This window comes from Burkholderia mycopellens (genome assembly GCF_964265025.1).
Lineage (GTDB): Bacteria > Pseudomonadota > Gammaproteobacteria > Burkholderiales > Burkholderiaceae > Burkholderia.
The window spans coordinates 1,575,491-1,592,260 of the sequence record NZ_OZ183802.1 but is presented as its reverse complement, the minus strand read 5'-3'; the positions used below and the strand labels follow the sequence as shown (position 1 = coordinate 1,592,260).

Here is a 16,770-nt window from a genome sequence, read left to right as displayed (position 1 = left end):
TTGGGATTGTAGAAAATCACCAAAACTCCTGTTGCTATCGCCAATATTCAAAGCTCAATTGGTACCTCATCATTAAACGCAAGCGATCCATTATCGGCGTCTACCCGACGGCGCTCTGAGCGAGGAGCATAGGTGTCCACCTATTTTTGAACTGAACCCCAGAAGTTGGACGGTGGATCAAACGAATCTCACGCGAATCGAAGTCGGTACTCGACTGGGCTAAGACCCTCGAGCTTCAGCTTGATGCGATCATGATTGTAGTACCGGATGTACTTATCGATGCCTGCTTGCAGCTCTTCTACGCTGCGGAATTTCTCCAAGTAGTAAAGCTCGCACTTCAACGTGCCGAAGAAGCTCTCCATCGCGGCGTTGTCGAGGCAATTGCCTTTGCGCGACATGCTTTGCTTCGTGGCATGTGCGTCAAGCAGCCTGCGGTATTCGGGCATCCTGTATTGGGCGGATTCAACCGGTCGTCGCAACACGAGATTGTTGAACAGATTTTAGGTGCTCGTCCAGAGCTTCGGCCGGTGTCTTCTCGCCACGCGATATGCCGGGCTCAATCAGAAGCGCTGCACGGCCCATTGCACTCTGACATGGTTGCAAGCGGTGGCCGACAGCGCTGACCAAGTTCTCTGAGGGTTGTTGCGCAACGGGAAAGGTTTGCTCCTTCGCCCTCGTTGAACACGCGGTCCCGCCGCTTCTCGCTCTTTGGTGCGTGCTGCCTGGCCTTTGCGAGACGATATTGCTCTTCCAGTGCATCCAGGCGCTTGGTGAGCTCGCCAATCCTGGCAGCGCGCTCGTCGGGACCCGCTTCTAGCTCGTGGAATAGGCTTTGACGGCCTGCGGCAATATGGCGAGATCGGTTTTCACTGAGTAGCTGAAGTTGTGTGCTTCGCCATCGACCGTCGCGGCAGCAAGCAAGCGGGATTGCCGATCGGTGGCAAACCCCGCGTGGCGCAAGGCTGCGCCAATGTCCAGCGCGACCGGTTGACCGTACGTCAGTGCACAATTCGTTTCTCTGCTGGAAAATGCTGCCGGTAATCCGCCCATAGAACGTGGTGGACGATCGTGCGTCAGCCCCGTCCGGAGCGAATGCCCCGACTGCCGCTGCAAGTGGCGATCGCTGTCGAGATTACTGCTTTCACACTGTCGCCAGATTTCCCTTCGTTCGATGTATCTGCTGCTGTGCTATTTCAGCACAGCAGTTTTCTTCCACGCTCAGAGAACAGGAATTTTAGCGGCGACAATTTCTTTGATAACGGGCTTGCCATCGCCAATCGGCATACGTTTTGCGGGCTGGTCAAAGTCGACTTTCCTAAGGTCGAGCATCCTCAGCGTTGAATCGCGGTAAGTGCGGTAGTAAAAGCGCCTGTTCTGGTGATCGTAGAAGACGTTCCATTGTGTCCAGTCACCTTGCGCTTTCTGATCGCGGACCATGCCCATCGGGATATCTACCCGGTCCATCAGTTTCTGTGCCAGCACGAGTGAACCCGCAATGTCTTTCGGCTGTGTCGCAAGATTCAGCGCAAAGACCGTCTGAACTAGGCGTGAGGGTGGAGTCGGATCCCCCGGCAACCCAAGCAGCCCGGAGCCCTCGCCAGTGCCACGCACGGACAGCCCACGAATTTTAAGCGGCGACGCATTGGTCGCGGACAGATTCACGTAGTTGCGAAGGTTCGCCATCTGCCAGTCGTACGGAGGCGAATTCGTCATTACACCGACCGCATCGTCGTAGGTCTTCAGCTTGCCATCAACCCATTCAAGGATCAGACTCTTGCCGGCCGCGTCGTGAACAACGTAATGAAGCGGCACGTAATGGTCGCCAAAGATGTGAACCGGTTCCCCCCACACGTGAATATCCGGCAGCGCCGCTTTCAGCTCGTCTACCGATGCGAATCGCGAAAGAATCCATGCGCCGATCTGGAGATTCGACAACGCGGTCTTGTCCTGTGTCGGATCAATCGTTTCATATGCCGCGAAGCCTGGCAGGTAGAGTGCACCTACACTGAGACCGGTTTCATTCATACCGTCCACAACCACATCCTGATTGAGCGCATCAAGGTAGGCATAACCGTACTTACCCGCCCACGTGATGCCTTTTTTTCCGTCCGGCGCAGCGGATGTGAAGTGCATCGCCCTTGGGCGAATCACCAAGCGCGATTTCATCGGCATGCCGAATTCCATGCTGCGTGCGCTCAACACGGAACCATCCTGCGCGACGATATTTACGTCGGTACACGCCTCGGAAGGCTGCATCGCCACGCCGGCCAGTGTGGTTGCGAGAACTACGCTGGACACCACACTGCGAAAGCGAAATTTCCGTATAAGCATGTTGCTCAAGGTCGTTTCCTGATTTGCAATTTAGATTCGATGGGTAAGCGTCAATGGAATCATTCACCAAATTTCATGCTGCGTCCAATGCACAATTTAGTTATCATCTATGCAAAATGCGCAATAGTGGGCTTTAGGCATGGACTTCAAACGTCTTGAACACGTTCTTTTTCTGGCGGAGGAGTTGAACTTCTCAAGGGCTGCTGAGCGCGCGAATTTGTCACAGACGGCATTCAGCCGAAGTATTCAGGCATTCGAGACTGAACTCGGTTACAAGTTGTTTGATCGCGACACTCGTTCGGTCAGGCTGACGCTGGTCGGCAAGCGATTCGTGTCGCGTGGCAAAAAGCTCTTGGCCGACGCGAACGACATCGCACACGACATGAGTCTGACCACACTGATAGAGGTCGGCGACCTGTCGTTTGGCGTGAGTCCGATGGCGATGGACGCCACGTTGCGGTGCCGTATCGTTGAATTGCGCCGACAGTATCCCGGGCTGCACCTGAACGTTGAGGTTGCTAGCTGGGGACGCTTGCGAGAACAGCTTGTTGAAGAGCGGATCGAGTTTTTTGTGTCCTTCACTGACGTGCTCTCAAACGACCCGAACCTCATAATCACGCCTCTCGCGGCGACAAAGGCGTCGGTATTCTGTCGCGCGGACCATCCGCTACTTGCTGGCCAGAAGGTGATAGCGGCTCAGGCTCTACTGGATTACCCATGGGCGGCCGTACAGATGTCCGGTGAATTTCTGCCTCGCCTGCGTGCGATGCGCGTACCGGACCATCGAGCAAAGCGCCCCCTTTCACTAGCTTGCAGCAGCTTCGATTTGTTGCGCGATGTCGTGCTCGGCACCGATACGCTGTTATGGTCGTGGCACCACTGGCTGGATGAGGAACTGAAAACGGGGCAAATCGTGGATATCGGTATGCTGTTGTCACCCACAATCGAACCTGTCGGGATGATCGGCTGCGGCCTCGTGCGGCTCGCGGGGCGTACCTGTTCCCCTTCCGCTCACATGGCGATGCAGTTCATCTTGGACGGCTGCAGCGAGCGGCGGCCGCCGGTGGCGGCGAAGTGAAGAAGCGCGTCAAAGGGCGAACCTCCCGAGAACTGCTTTACGTATTAATGCGAATGAAATTCACGGGTCTAAGGATGCTCTGCATAACACGCATCCCGGATGGGGCCTGTCAGGAATTTCGTGTTTGAGGCATAACATGTCGCCAAGGAGTGACTATGCCTCGCAAACCGAAAGCCAAGCCGGTAGACCTGCCGGCAATTCCCGCCGAGCTGCTTGAACAGTTTGGCAATGGCCCGATGACGGCTGAAGCCATCAACGCGGCCACGATGGCGCTCAAGAAAGCACTGATCGAGCGCGCCCTGGGCGGCGAGATGAACCACCATCTCGGCTATCCGCCGGGTGCCGCCAAGCCGGCCAACGCCACGAACCAGCGCAATGGCCGTGGTGCCAAGACGGTTCTGACCGAAGACGGCCCAATCCGCATCGAGGTGCCCCGCGACCGTGATGGCAGCTTCGAGCCGATATTGATCCCCAAGCATGAACGGCGCTTCACCGGCTTCGACGACAAGATCGTCGCCATGTATGCGCGCGACATGACGGTCCGCGAGATTCAAGGTTTCCTGCTGGAGCAGTACGGCACAGAGGTCTCCCCGGACTTCATCAGTTCAGTGACCGACGAAGTGATGGCCGAAGTAACCGCCTGGCAAGCCCGGCCGCTCGAACCCATGTACCCGGTCGTGTTCTTCGACGCGCTGCGGGTCAAGATCCGCGAAGTGTTGATGTCCACGCAGAACTGACGACCAGTTGTCGCTGCTGCTCAACAGTCTCGAATATCTCCTTCTCCGATACTGCCCGTTGTCCCCTAGCCCGGATAGTTCGCAAACCTGCCCGCTGTTCGAACAGCGAGATGGGAGGCCGACGCAAGTCCGCGTATCGCACTTCAACGAAACTGCCTCTGCCAGCGCTTACGAAGATGCGCGAGAGATCTTCTGGGTGATAGCGGATCGTCACGGACCGGCGTGTTTCCCGCCATGCGGCGAACAAGGGATGCCAATAGCGGATCAGGAAGAGCTTGAGGCCGTCCCGCTGAATGGTCCTGGATGCGACTGGCAGGAACCGGATCAGAAACTTCAGTTCGGCATCCGGTTGAGTTGGCAAGCATCGTGAATCCGCTGCTCGCCATGTTTCCTGCCACTTTTGCGCGGGCTGAAGTCCCAACAAACCGCAGTGGAGGCTGCAGTGATAACGCCTGCCGATCTCGACAGCCAGCCACTGCTCGAACTGCTTCAACGTAAGTGAAGCTGTCTTTTCGGCCTGGCGCGCCTTGCGCCCTTTGACTGACGATCCAGTCGAACCAGGGAGGCCACGCACGCGCTCCATCAAGGTCCTGTTCAGCCGCTCGATGTGGCCACCAAAGTGCGGTTTGCCCACCGGTCGGTACATCAGCTCAATGCCGTACTCGCGGCATCCACTGCGAAGGGCACGGCTTTAGAATTCGGCCGCGTTTATCAAGATGCAGCGTCCGAGGGATACCGCGCATCGGCCAGTCAGCCTCAACGCCTAGTCTTTCGAGCCACGGCTCTTTCCGTAGAACTACGCGCGAGAGGAGCAAGCTTACCGTGGCAGCCCCCGGCCTCTCCATTGCGACATAAAAGCCAAGCACACATCTCGTAGCAACGTCGAGAGCCACAGACAGCCACGGTCGACCGATAATCTGTCCGTCCAGTTCGCTAACGCGCAGGATGTCCGCTTGCGTGTGATCAACCCGCACGATATCTAATGGATGCCGGACCTGGAATGTGCCAGGGGCAACTGCAGCGTTCGGGAGGGCCGCTCGTGCCAAAGCATCCTGCTCGCGATAGGAGAGCCACCGTCGAGCTATTGTTGATCTGCTCGGAGGCGATAGACCTGCAACGCTGCAGCGACGTTTCACCTCAAGTACAAGATCAGTTGCAGGATGCGCAAGGTGCCGCTGATCGGGGAGCCATTCGTGCACGGCCTCGTCGATGACGCATTCGACGGCGGCGTCCAGTCTGCCCCCGGTCGCCCTACCCGGCTGCCTTGGCTCTAATGTACTGGCGACCGGATCTGCGAGGAAACGTCGACGCAGGCGATATACGGTGGTGCAGTGAACGCCTAATAGCTGTGCTGCTCGTTCAGCCTGCTGTCGGGAAAGCACACCGTTGCCAAGCGGTCGAAGCACGGACGCAATCTTCGCTGCTCGAGCGGCCCGCTCTTCGATCGAAGCCATATGGATCCCTATCAATCCACGCGACACGTGCGGTAGCACTATTAAAGAACACGTGCAACGTGCTAGCAACGTTAGTGAACATCGGCACGGATTTTGTTGTAGGAATGCAACAGCTATTCACCCGTAAGAAACTTTATAAAAAGCCTTTAAATCCGGGGCCTTTCCGCAAATTTCTGCTAGCAACGTTACTGGACACGGCTAGCGTTAATACTGAACACTTACAGCTGCATCGATGTGCTGGTTTCCAAGGCCTCGACCGAACTTTCCCGTCCGGACGATCCGATTCGGCACGGCCTGTTCGTTCGCGGGGGCGACCCGGAGAAGTTTCGGGCCTAGACAGACAATCATGGCGAGCCGGAAGATGTGCTAACGGTGGATGAGATGCTCGACAACATCTCACTTTACTGGTTCACCGATACGGCTGCCTCCTCGGCACGCATCTATTGGGAGAACACCCGCAGTGGCGGCGGCTTCGACGCCGGCCGTATCGAGCTCCCGATGGCGGCGACCATCTTCCCTAAAGAGATCTACCGTGCGCCGAAATCCTGGGCCGAGACCCACTGGCCGAACCTCTTTTACTGGAACGAGGTCGACAAGGGTGGCCACTTCGCGGCCTTCGAACAGCCCATTCTCTTCGCGGAAGAGATGCGCAAAGCCTTTCGAACCACTCGCTAATCGATGAACATCGCCGAACGCCCGATCGGCGATGTTCATGCACGCACACCCTGGTGGTGCGCCCGCTCATTCCCTCATGGATGACCATCCATTTCTCGGCCATGCAAAGCGGACCACTGTCAAGATTGGACGCCTGCTTGTCATATGCCGCCGAGTAAAACTGCGCTTTCCCTGACTACTTCAAGCTATCCGTAGAATAGTCCGCAAGACTCCACATCCCCAGTTTTCCGAGCTTCGCCGCCAGTTGTAATCGTGCGGAGCGCCAGTCGGTCAACGCCTGGATGCGCTGCCGCTTGGCGGTTGCCATCGATGATTGGGCGCTGAGCAGTTCAAGGATATTCCCGACACCACCCTGATACCGGTGTTGCGCTGCCGTGTAGGAACGGCGAGCGACATCAAGTAGCGTCGCACTGTTACCGATGTTATGCGTTGCTGTTTGCAAAGCCTGGTAACTTGTCCATACATCCAGGCCAACCTGCTGCTGTACCTCGTCGAGCGTATCTCGCTGGAATTCGACTCGTGCTTCATCCTGCCGAATCTGGTATGTCCGCCCGAATCCCTCGAAGATCGGTATCGTCAACTGGAACCCCAAATACCATTCATGTCCCGTGGTTGGAAACTGAGGTACGCCAATTTGGAGCGTCGTCGGTTCGTTATTCTCACTATATTTGGCAACAAGGCTCAAACTGGGTAGCCCGGCGGCGCGGGTTTGAGAAACCTTGGCGACGGCGGCCGCTACTTGCTCCTGGGCAGCCAATACACTGGGATGCGATCGCTTCGCTTCCCGGATAAGATCCGCAACGGTTTCATTGAATTCCCCATCGGGTGCTACACCGTCCCCGACGTCCGGTAGCGTGATCTGTACGTCAGGATCAAGGTCCATATCCGACGCGAGTGAACCCAGTGCAGTCTGCCATGCGCCCAACGCTTTGGTACGCTCGACGACGGCTTCGGCCCACGACGTCTGAGCCTGCAACTCGTCGCTGATCGGCGAGATGCCTTTGTCCACTCGAACCGTTGCCGCCTTGAAGCTGCCGTTGGCCGTTTGCTCGATCTCGTCGGCCGCGGCGAACGCGCCTTGTGCCGCCTGCGCCGCATAGTAGTCCTTGGCCACGCTCGCGAAAGCGGTTTCGAGTGCGGCCTGTTGGTTCGCCTGCGCCACCGCCAGCAAAGCCGTAGCGTTTTTCAGCGCCGCCGAGCGGCCACCGAAATCGTAGAGCACCCAACTCAACGAAACGCTATCGGTTCTGAGTGCGCTATTCCGGTAAACAGAACTGTACTGCGGCAGCCCAGTGATGTTTGTCACCGTTTCATCGCGCACACCTTGCCACGTTGCAGATACCGTAGGCAAATAAGCGGCGCGGCCGATGCCGACACCTGCCGCCTGTATCTTGACCTGGGCCCACGCTTCGCGTGTCGTCGGATTGTTGCAGAGGCCGCGTTCGATGGCATTCTGCAGCGGCAAGGGACGAGGCAGCGGGCCGAATACACAGACATTCGCGGCGTCGTTGTCGAGCATCGTGCCGGAAGGTGTCGACGACACAACCCCACCGGTACGCAGTGGATCGAACGCCCAGACGGAATCCGATACACAACCGATCGACGACAGTACGAGCAAGCCCGTGAGGAAGGTCCGCGTCAGCCCGATCAACTGCGCTTGCATTCGCCGCATGGATTCGCGGGTATCTCGCTTGTGCTCAACGTTCACGCAGACTCTCCTGGCCGGTCTGCATCACCGGATCAAGAAAATAGTGCGCAACACTGCGCTTTCCTGTCTTGATCTCGGTTGTCACCTCCATGCCGGGTGTCAGATTGATCCATTGATCGTTAGCGAGAATCCGGTTCGTCGGCAGGCGAACATGTGCGACAAACGTTAGGCCGAGCTTTTTGTCCGGTACCGCGTCGTTGGAAACCGAGACGACCTTGCCGGTCAGATAGCCATAGCGCGTATAGGGAAACGCCTCGATCTTCACGGTCGCCGTCTGGCCGGCTTTCACGAACCCGATGTCCTTGTTTTCAATGTTCGCTTCAACCTCGACCGAATCGTCGGGCACGATTTCCATCACCGACTGGGCAGCGGTAGCGACACCGCCGAGCGTATGAATGGCCAGCTGCTGGACCGTGCCGTCCACGGGAGAAGTCAGGCTCATCAGCTTCTGGCGCGTATCCGCTTTCGTCTCGTCGTTCCGGCTCTGCTCGAGTTGCTGAGTCGCCTTGTCCAGCGTATCGAGCTGACCGCTTCGAAATTGCGACGTCGTCGAAGCAATGTCTGCCCGCTGCTCCGCAATCCCTTCGATCAGCTCATGTGCATGACTTTTCTGCGCGGCAAGCTCATGCTCTTTCTCGAGTGCGGCCTGCTCCTTGTCCAGGTAGTCGGTCCGCGCCACGTACTTGTCTTCTGCCAGGGACTGATACTGGTTGGCCTGCTGGCGGGCGAGCGGCGCCGTCGCGGCCAGTCGGGCGATTTCCTGATGCGTTTCGTCGAGCTCGGCTTCCTTCTTGAGCAGTTCGGCCTGCGCGCTGCTCAACTTGTCGCGATACTCGCGATAGAGTCCGTCCGCATAACGTTGCGCATCCTGCAGCTCGCTGTCCGATGCGCCATCGACGTGTGCAACCTTGGGTGGCTGGCCCGAACTCAGGGCGTCCAGCAACGAGCGCGAGCGTCCTGCGGCGAGCGCCGCCTCGATCCGGGACGAGCGGGCCTTGTCGGAATCCGCCGCGGCCTGGGTCGGATCTAGTTGCATCAGCAACTGCCCGGCGTGTACCCGCTGCCCGTCGTGAACGAAAATCTGTCGAACGACACCGGTTATGGCCGGCTGAATGACCTTCACTCGCACGCCAGGCAGCAACTTCCCTTTCGCGACGGCCACGATGTCGAGCTGGCCGAACAACGCAATGAGCGTGACGAGGCCAGCCAACGCGACGATGATCCGCATCGCCCACTGCGGCGCCGGATGCACCGGCGTTTCCACCAGCTCGAGGTTGGCGGGCAAAAAGGCCCGCTCGTGTGAAAGACGCGGCCGCCCGTCGAGTTGATGGCGGATCGACCAGGCGGCCCGAAAGACCGCAATGTAGCGTCGCAGCAAGTCTCCGAACGCCCGCATTCTTATCGAATTGACCAAGGACATATGCAGTGTCTGCCTGTTGGATCAGCCGTTCTGAAGCGAAATCAGGTGGGAGTAGTAGCCACCCAACGCGAGCAGTTGCTCGTGTCCGCCGCGTTCGACGATCCTTCCCTTGTCCATCGCGACGATATGATCCGCATGTCGAACGGATGTGAGCCTGTGCGCGATGATGATGACAGTACGCCCCGCGCACATCGCCCTCATGTTGTTCTGGATGATCCGTTCGGTTTCGAAGTCGAGTGCGCTCGTCGCCTCGTCGAAAATGAGAATGCGCGGGTTGGTCACCAGTGCACGGGCAATGGCAATTCGTTGTCGTTGACCACCGGAAAGATTGGAGCCGTGTTCGCCGACGAGCGTGTCATAGCCCTCCGGCATTTCGGAAATGAATTCGTGAGCACCCGCGAGGCGTGCCGCGCGAATGACCGCCTCGAGCGGGATGCCCGAGTCAGTGATCGCAATGTTGTCGCGGATCGATCGATTGAACAGCAGGTTCTCCTGAAGCACAACACCGATCTGTCGCCGCAGCCATGCCGGATCGGCGAGCGCGAGGTCGATTCCGTCGATGCGCACGTGCCCATGCTCCGGAACATACAGCCGCTGCAGCAACTTGGTCAGTGTGCTCTTCCCCGATCCGGAGCGGCCAACAATGCCGATCACCTCGCCTGCACGAATGTCGAGCGAGACATTGTCGAGGATCGTCGGGCCATCCGGCGTGTACCGGAAACGGATGTTCTGAAAGCTGATATCTCCCTTGACCGGCGGCAACGCCTGGCGGCTTTGCGGGAGTTCGGTACGGCTGTTGAGAATATCGCCAAGCCGCCCCATCGAAATGCCGATCTGCTGAAAATCCTGCCATAGTTGCGCAAGCCGCAAGACCGGCGCGGCAACGCGCTGCGACATCATGTTGAACGCGATGAGCTGACCGACCGACAGCCTGCCGTCGATAACCAGCTTCGCGCCAAGGTACAGCGTGACGAGTGTCACGAGCTTGCCGATCAGCTGGATGAGCTGCTGGCCGATATTGCCGAGCTCGCTCACCCGAAAGCCCGCCGCGACATAGGCTGCGAGCTGGTTGTCCCATCGACGCGTGAACTGCGGCTCGACAGCCATCGATTTCACCGTTTCCGCACTGGAGACGGTCTCGACCAGGAATGCCTGGTTGTCGGCACTACGTGCAAACTTTTCGTTGAGACGTCGACGCAGCACCGGATTCAGCGTCATCGAGACGGCCGCGTACGCGGGGAGTGAAATCACCACGACGAGCGTCAACCAGACGCTGTAAAAGCACATGACCGACAGAAAGATGAAGGAAAAGGACAAATCGATGACCGCAGTCAACGCCTGACCAGTCAGGAAGTTCCGGATATTTTCCAGCTCGCGCACGCGTGCAACCGTATCCCCGACCCGTCGCGCGCCGAAGTAGGCAAGCGGCAATGCAAGCAGGTGCCGGAAAAGCCGTGCGCCGAGTTCGACATCGATCCGATTTGCCGTATGCGAGAACACATAGTTTCTCAGCCCCGTCAGCAGCACCTCGAATAGGGAGCTGACAAGCAGCGCTATGCATACTACGTTTAACGTATCGAAAGCCCGATTGACCAGGACCTTATCCATCACAACCTGGAACATCAGTGGCGATACCAACCCGAACAACTGCAATACGGCGGACACCAGCAGCACTTCGAGCAGCAGCCGTCGGTACTTGACGACGGCGGGAATGAACCACGAGAAATCGAAACGTGCGAGCTCGCCTGCGAGCGACGCACGCGATGCGAAAAGCAGCATGCGGCCGTCACAGCGGGCAATGACTTCGTCCGGTGAACAGGTGGTGGTGGTACTTGCACCGGAGTCCAGGATCAGTGCGCGCTCTGCATTGCAACCTGCCACGACAAAATGGCGACCTTCCAGATCGAGCGCTAGAGCCGGAAAAGGCGTACGAGCCAGTCGGCCGGTCGAGATCTTTACCTTTCGCGCCTTGAGACCCAGCGACCGGGCCGACAGGGTCAACTCACCATCATCAAATGCCGCCGACTTGAATCCGGCTGCGTGACGCAATTGGCTTGCATCCGCCGCGATCCCGTGAAAGCGTGCGATCAGCACGAGCGCGGCAAGCCCCGGATCGCTGTCGGGGACAGCGTGTTGTTTGGCGTCGAACATGCGAAGTATTTCGTCGGACAGTGATTTTTCTGTGGATACGCAGTTGCGGCACGCGCCGAACCGCACTTCAGACGATCATGACGTTGCGCGTATTGAGCTCCGGCTTCGTCCAGAAACTCGCGCCTGCATACTTCGCGTAGAGATCCGGTGGGATACACGGCTTTCGCTCCTGATATTCCACTTTCTGCCGGACCTTATGAAGACCGGGCATGCCGAGCAGCGCGTCATAGTCGGGCTCGTCATAGACGACGTTGTCCAGGTCATGCGCATACCACGGCTCGCCGAGTGCGTCGTATAGCCGCCGCAGCGTTGCGTCGGGTTGCCGAACCAGTTTTTCGTAGGGAACGAGAATCAGGCGAGCGGCGTCCGAGCCAAACCACGCCTCGCGCAGCGTGGTCCAGGCCAAGCCGATGAGTCCGCTCTCTGAATTCATCAAGGTCTCGGCGCGCGCATACACCGAGGTACCGGGTTGAAAGTTGAACATGCGGGAAAGCTGAAGCGGATTCTTCGCGAGCATCCGTTCGATGCTGTCGATGATCCATCCGACTTCTCGTACGCAGCAGACGATGCGCGCTCCGGGATATAACTCACCCAGCAGCGCAGCACGCCCCGTCCAGGTCCGGTTGGTATCGAACACGGTACTGCCGGTGGGTACGGCGGCATAGTAGGCATCGAACACGCCGCGCAACATACTGGCGCGCCTCTCGTCATCGAAGAACACGCTGAACTCACCGCCGCACATCTTCTTGTGAAGCGCACCGCATAGCGACGCGACAGGACTCGTCATCGCCGCTGAAAAGCCGGGGTTCTGGCGCAGGAGCGCGCACAGCAACGTCGATCCCGAGCGGGGAAGCCCGGATATCAAATGCAGTCGGGTAACCATGCGACGCCCTGCTCCTTTCTATGACGGTAATCGATCAGTGCCCGCTGGCGGCCAGTACCATGTGACGCTCGTGTACAGCGTCATGGATCGGGCTCGAGCTGCCCGCCGACGGGGGATTGAACGAGGCCATTCCCGTAATCAACTGGCCAAGCTGGTGATCGACCGTGGTCTGGCCGGCCCCTTGCCCCGATCGGGCAGCGATCCCCGGCCCACCGTGCTCCGACTGCTCAGCCATGCTGCTCGACCCGTACAGGGACCGGATCCCCGTCACGTCCGTACCGTCGAGCATGCGGTTGCTGGAGGTCAGTTCGTAGTACATCACCGAGTCCTGATCCGAATCGTCCGCCAGCCCCAGCGCGTGCCCGATCTCGTGCAGTAGCACCTGCTCCAGCGTCGCATCGGTACCCGAGTACGTGAGTGCTCCAGCAGCCCCCGCAATCACCGCATCCTGGCTCGGATCCTCGAGTTGGATCATTGCAGACGATATCTGCCCGGCGCTGGCGTGATAGCTCGTGTAGCCCGCCACGCCCGACGTGGGCGTATCGAGATCGCTGAACTCAACGTGGATGTCGGCAGACGACGCCCCCGAGACTTCCTTGAAGGTCAATCCCGATGCCGCCGCCCAGGTCGCAAAGGCCTGCTGTACTTCCGCGTCGTACTGAATGCCCATATCGGCACCCAGGTTCCACGTGATCGCATTGCCACTCCATCGATTTCCGGAATCGACGGCCGTTCCGGTGCCATTCGTCGGAGTAACTCCTGCAATATTCTGTGCCTGATGAAATGCACTCTCCGCCGTCGCTGCGTCTTTCTGATCACCGATAGCGAGATCGTGTAATGCGATCGAGCCAACGTCGCTTCCCAGCGTGGCGCTGATCACGGACTGCTTGCCTGCAAACCCATAGCCGCCATAACCGCCATCGATACCGTCCCCCCCGTCAGGCGCCGGGTTACTGGCGGTCAAGTAGCCGGTGCCGTCGCCGGAGGAACTGCCCGTCACTGCGCCAGTTGAAGGGTTATAGTCGGTGATACTTGTCTCCGGATCTGCTCCGGAGGCGTTCGCGGAACCCGCGTAGTCATCGATCTGCGTTACCTGTCCGGAAGAATTAAAAATCGTGTCCGACGTTTCCCAGCCGGTCGAGGGATTAAATGCGATCGCTTGAGTCTCGTAGTCGTCGGATGGGTTGTCCGCGTAATCGACGACTCCGGTTTCCTGGCCAGCACTGTTGAATTGCTCGCTGCTCGTCTCGGCACCGCTCGAAGGATCATAATTCTTGACCCCTGTCGTTGGATCGATACCCGATGAGTTGGCCGCGCCGGCGTACGTTTCAACCGATGTCTCCTGCGCCTGGGAATTGAAAGCGGTAAACGAAGTCTCCCAGCCTGTTGATGTATTGAAGGTTTCAAACCCGAGTTCGGGATCGAAGTTCGACGTCCCCGTTCCTGCGAACGTCTCGATCGACGTTTCGTCACCAGACGAGTTGAACGACGCGTAAGATGTCTCCCAGCCATCTGACGGGTTGAACGTTTCAAACCCAGTCTCCGCATTGAAGTTTGAACTTCCTGAACCTGCAAACGTCTCGTCGGATGTTTCCTGGCCTGCGGAATTGAACGATGTGTAGGAAGTCTCCCAGCCATTCGACGCGTTATAGGTTTCAAACGCTGTCTCTACATCGATTCCAGACGAGTTCGCCGTGCCAGCATAGGTTTCGTCCGACGTCTCTTGACCTGTCGAATTGAAAGATGCGAAGGAAGTCTCCCAACCCGTCGACGGATTGAAGGTGGAGAACCCCGTTTCCTCATCGATACCCGACGAGTTCGCCACCCCTGCAAAGGTTTCGTTTGAGGTCTCTTTCCCGGCCGAGTTGTACGAGGTATCGGATGCCTCCCAGCCGGACGATGTATTCATCGTGCCCACGTTGGTCACGTAATCGTTCGTCGCAGTTCCTGTGTAATCGGTGAAACTGGTTTCCTGCCCAGCGGTATTAAACTGCTCACTGCTCGTTTCAGCGCCATTCGACGGGTTGAAACTGGCATATCCGGTCTCCACATCGACCCCCGATGCGTTAACCGTCCCGGCGAACGTCTCGGAAGATGTTTCCTGACCGGCGGAATTGTATGAGATGTCGGATGTCTCACAGCCCGTTGAAGTATCAATGGCGGCGACGTTGGTCACGTAATCGTTCGCCGCAGTACCCGCGTAGTCGGTATAACCGGTTTCCTGCCCCGCGCTGTTGAACTGCACGCTACTCGTTTCGGCACCATTCGACGGATTGAAATTGGCAAGCCCGGTTTCCTCGTCAACACCCGACGTGTTCGCAACTCCGGCAAATGTTTCGTCCGACGTCTCCTGCCCGCCTGCATTGAACGAGGTATATGACGACTCCCAACCCGTCGATGGGTTGAACGTGGTGAACCCTGTTTCCTCATCGATACCGGAAGCGTTGGCAGCCCCTGCGTAGGTCTCGTTTGAGGTTTCCTGTCCGGCCGAGTTGTAAGCCGTGTCGGACGCCTCCCAGCCAGTCGACGTGTTCATCGTGCCCACGTTGGTCGCGTAGTTGTCGGTCGCTGTCCCGGCGTAGTCGGTAAAGCCGGTTTGCTGGCCTGCGCTGTTGAACTGCTCGCTGCTCGTCTCCGCCTCATTCGACGGATTGAAGGTGAAGTATCCGGTTTCCACATCGACGCCAGACGAGTTTGCAGCGCCAGCGTAAGTCTCCTGTGCGGTTTCGTTGCCCGTCGAATTGAATTGCGTACTTGTGGTGGCCCAACCCGTCATCGGATTAAGTGCAATAGCATCAGTCAAATAGTCATTCGCAGCCGTACCAGAGAAATTGTCAATCTCCGTTCCGTCCCCCAGACTGTTGAAAGCCTCACTGCTCGTTTCCGCACCGACGGCATTTGAAATTGCAACCGTCAACGAGCCATCGCTATTGATGGAAACATTGTCCGTTGTGCCGCCACCGATCGCCGTGGCGCCCCCTCCAACATCGACTGTTCCGTTTGACACGGTGACCTCTCGGCCGGTCACATCGTCGTTGATCGTGGTGACGCCCTGGGTGCTAACTGAAACGTCCGAGCCCGCATCCTGATTAACCAAGTCGCCGCTACCTGATAGCTGAAGCTGGCCTCCGGAGCCAACATTTACCTGAGCATTCGATATATTCGCAACATTGCCGGTGCCAGAGAAATTATATTGCCCTCCAGACACTGCTTGAGAATTGACACCAGACACTGAACCATTTCCGCCACTCGAGTCAAGATTCAATTGAGCACCATTTACTCCAGGCGCAATAATTACATCTTGACCTTGCTGATTCGTTATTACGGTTGCCACTGGGCTGCCATTGACTTCTTCTGACGTAACTCCAGGCGGTTGTATCTGATCGGTATTATTTCCCTGAACAATATCCCACATCGTAGCGGCATTGCTGCCATCGCATATAAAATTCGAACTGCTCTGGCCGGTAGGGGTATAGTTTCCATTCGAATCTGGCGAGAATCCCGCCGATTGAAGGTCTTGCTGAACCATGCTTTTTATGGTTGCTGCATCGATACCAACACCGGCAGCTGAAATCAGAAAGCCAATGCCGTTTACAAGTTCGCCAACCGTAAATGTCCCGCCTCCGACGAGCGGATTGAGATTACTCTCCGACAGCCCTAGAATTTCAACGCCTTGACCGACGAGCGTTATAATCTCCCCCGTAATGGAGGCGATTGCGCTATGCAAGTCATTTTGGCTCATCGTGTTAAAATTTGTCGTTATATTAACAAGATTTGCCATAATGGCGTTACCAGCAAATGCGGCACCCTCCCCAGGAATCAAAGACGTGATCGATGCAGCAGTATTGGCAAGTGCAGCCTGATATGCCACCAGAGTTCCACTATTTGGATTGGCAGCCCATGTTTGATAGGCACTTTGGACATTCGCAAATGTGTCAAGATTTGCAACAGAGAATCCGGCGACGGAAATTGAACTGGTAATCGAGCTCACGATCTCTCCTTCATGAATTTATCAAGACATCTCACTTGCAAATCCGCGATGCCAAAAAATTGGCCAGATATAAAATAAAAAAGAAGCCAGCAATCAGTGACACCCCCGCGCGATACGAAACAACACTTCTCCCGCCACGGCGCTCATCTCTAAATTTAAAAACAGAGAAGTAGCTGTAGGCCGTATAGACTATGGAGGCGGCAACGACAAATGGGCAAATCAAGACGAATGCCAAACTTGGATTTGATAAAAATTGTAAATATGGGATATTTGTCCGGCATCGTATAAAGAAAATCATCCCGATAAGCAGCACTGAACCAATTGCCGATAAAATTAGCCTTA

The 16,770-nt window shown here is 57.3% G+C and carries 9 protein-coding genes and 3 pseudogenes; 3 read left to right on the top strand and 9 right to left on the bottom strand.

The genetic code is table 11. The features are described 5' to 3' along the window. Window positions 1–188: 188 nt before the first annotated feature. The 3 genes and pseudogenes from ACPTTC_RS07445 to ACPTTC_RS07435 form a co-directional block, all read right to left on the bottom strand. Window positions 189–455 (bottom strand): annotated as a pseudogene (locus ACPTTC_RS07445) (IS3 family transposase); the annotation flags it as partial. A 206-nt stretch (window positions 456–661) separates the two neighbouring features. Next, window positions 662–870, bottom strand: a pseudogene (locus ACPTTC_RS07440) (IS66 family transposase); the annotation flags it as partial. A 348-nt stretch (window positions 871–1,218) separates the two neighbouring features. After that, entirely contained in the window at window positions 1,219–2,331 is a 1,113-nt protein-coding gene (locus tag ACPTTC_RS07435; protein WP_423393328.1) for a linear amide C-N hydrolase, read from the bottom strand. 139 nt (window positions 2,332–2,470) lie between these two features. On the opposite strand from ACPTTC_RS07435, the gene ACPTTC_RS07430 reads away from it, so the two are divergent. Next, on the top strand, window positions 2,471–3,409 hold the full coding sequence (locus tag ACPTTC_RS07430; RefSeq protein ID WP_423392043.1) for a LysR family transcriptional regulator: 939 nt from the start codon (window positions 2,471–2,473) through the stop codon (window positions 3,407–3,409). 155 nt (window positions 3,410–3,564) lie between these two features. Next, window positions 3,565–4,122 (top strand): annotated as a pseudogene (locus ACPTTC_RS07425) (transposase); the annotation flags it as partial. On the opposite strand, the gene ACPTTC_RS07420 reads toward ACPTTC_RS07425, so the two are convergent. Next, window positions 4,109–4,729: a Mu transposase C-terminal domain-containing protein gene (locus tag ACPTTC_RS07420; protein ID WP_423393327.1), complete on the bottom strand. Its 621-nt coding sequence runs from the start codon at window positions 4,727–4,729 to the stop codon at window positions 4,109–4,111. The pseudogene ACPTTC_RS07425 and the gene ACPTTC_RS07420 sit on opposite strands and share 14 nt — an antisense overlap. Before the next feature lie 1,252 nt (window positions 4,730–5,981). Between ACPTTC_RS07420 and ACPTTC_RS07415 the strand changes: the two genes are divergently transcribed. Next, entirely contained in the window at window positions 5,982–6,275 is a 294-nt protein-coding gene (locus tag ACPTTC_RS07415; protein WP_423392042.1) for a hypothetical protein, read from the top strand. 175 nt (window positions 6,276–6,450) lie between these two features. On the opposite strand, the gene ACPTTC_RS07410 is transcribed toward ACPTTC_RS07415, so the two are convergent. The 5 genes from ACPTTC_RS07410 to ACPTTC_RS07390 form a co-directional block, all read right to left on the bottom strand. Continuing rightward, complete coding sequence (locus ACPTTC_RS07410; RefSeq protein WP_423392041.1) at window positions 6,451–7,983, bottom strand: TolC family protein; 1,533 nt, start codon at window positions 7,981–7,983, stop codon at window positions 6,451–6,453. Beyond that, window positions 7,973–9,403 (bottom strand): HlyD family type I secretion periplasmic adaptor subunit, encoded by a 1,431-nt coding sequence (locus ACPTTC_RS07405; RefSeq protein WP_423392040.1) that lies wholly within the window; start codon window positions 9,401–9,403, stop codon window positions 7,973–7,975. The genes ACPTTC_RS07410 and ACPTTC_RS07405 overlap by 11 nt, the downstream gene beginning before the upstream one ends. A gap of 21 nt (window positions 9,404–9,424) precedes the next feature. Next, the gene (locus ACPTTC_RS07400; RefSeq protein ID WP_423392039.1) at window positions 9,425–11,554 is read right to left on the bottom strand and encodes a type I secretion system permease/ATPase; all 2,130 of its coding nucleotides are present in this window, start codon (window positions 11,552–11,554) and stop codon (window positions 9,425–9,427) included. Window positions 11,555–11,621: 67 nt separating this feature from the next. Then, window positions 11,622–12,437, bottom strand: coding sequence for a sulfotransferase family protein (locus tag ACPTTC_RS07395; RefSeq protein ID WP_423392038.1), 816 nt, complete (start codon window positions 12,435–12,437; stop codon window positions 11,622–11,624). 34 nt (window positions 12,438–12,471) lie between these two features. Next, the gene (locus tag ACPTTC_RS07390) at window positions 12,472–16,428 is read right to left on the bottom strand and encodes a matrixin family metalloprotease (RefSeq protein ID WP_423392037.1); all 3,957 of its coding nucleotides are present in this window, start codon (window positions 16,426–16,428) and stop codon (window positions 12,472–12,474) included. Between the last annotated feature and the right edge of the window lie 342 nt (window positions 16,429–16,770).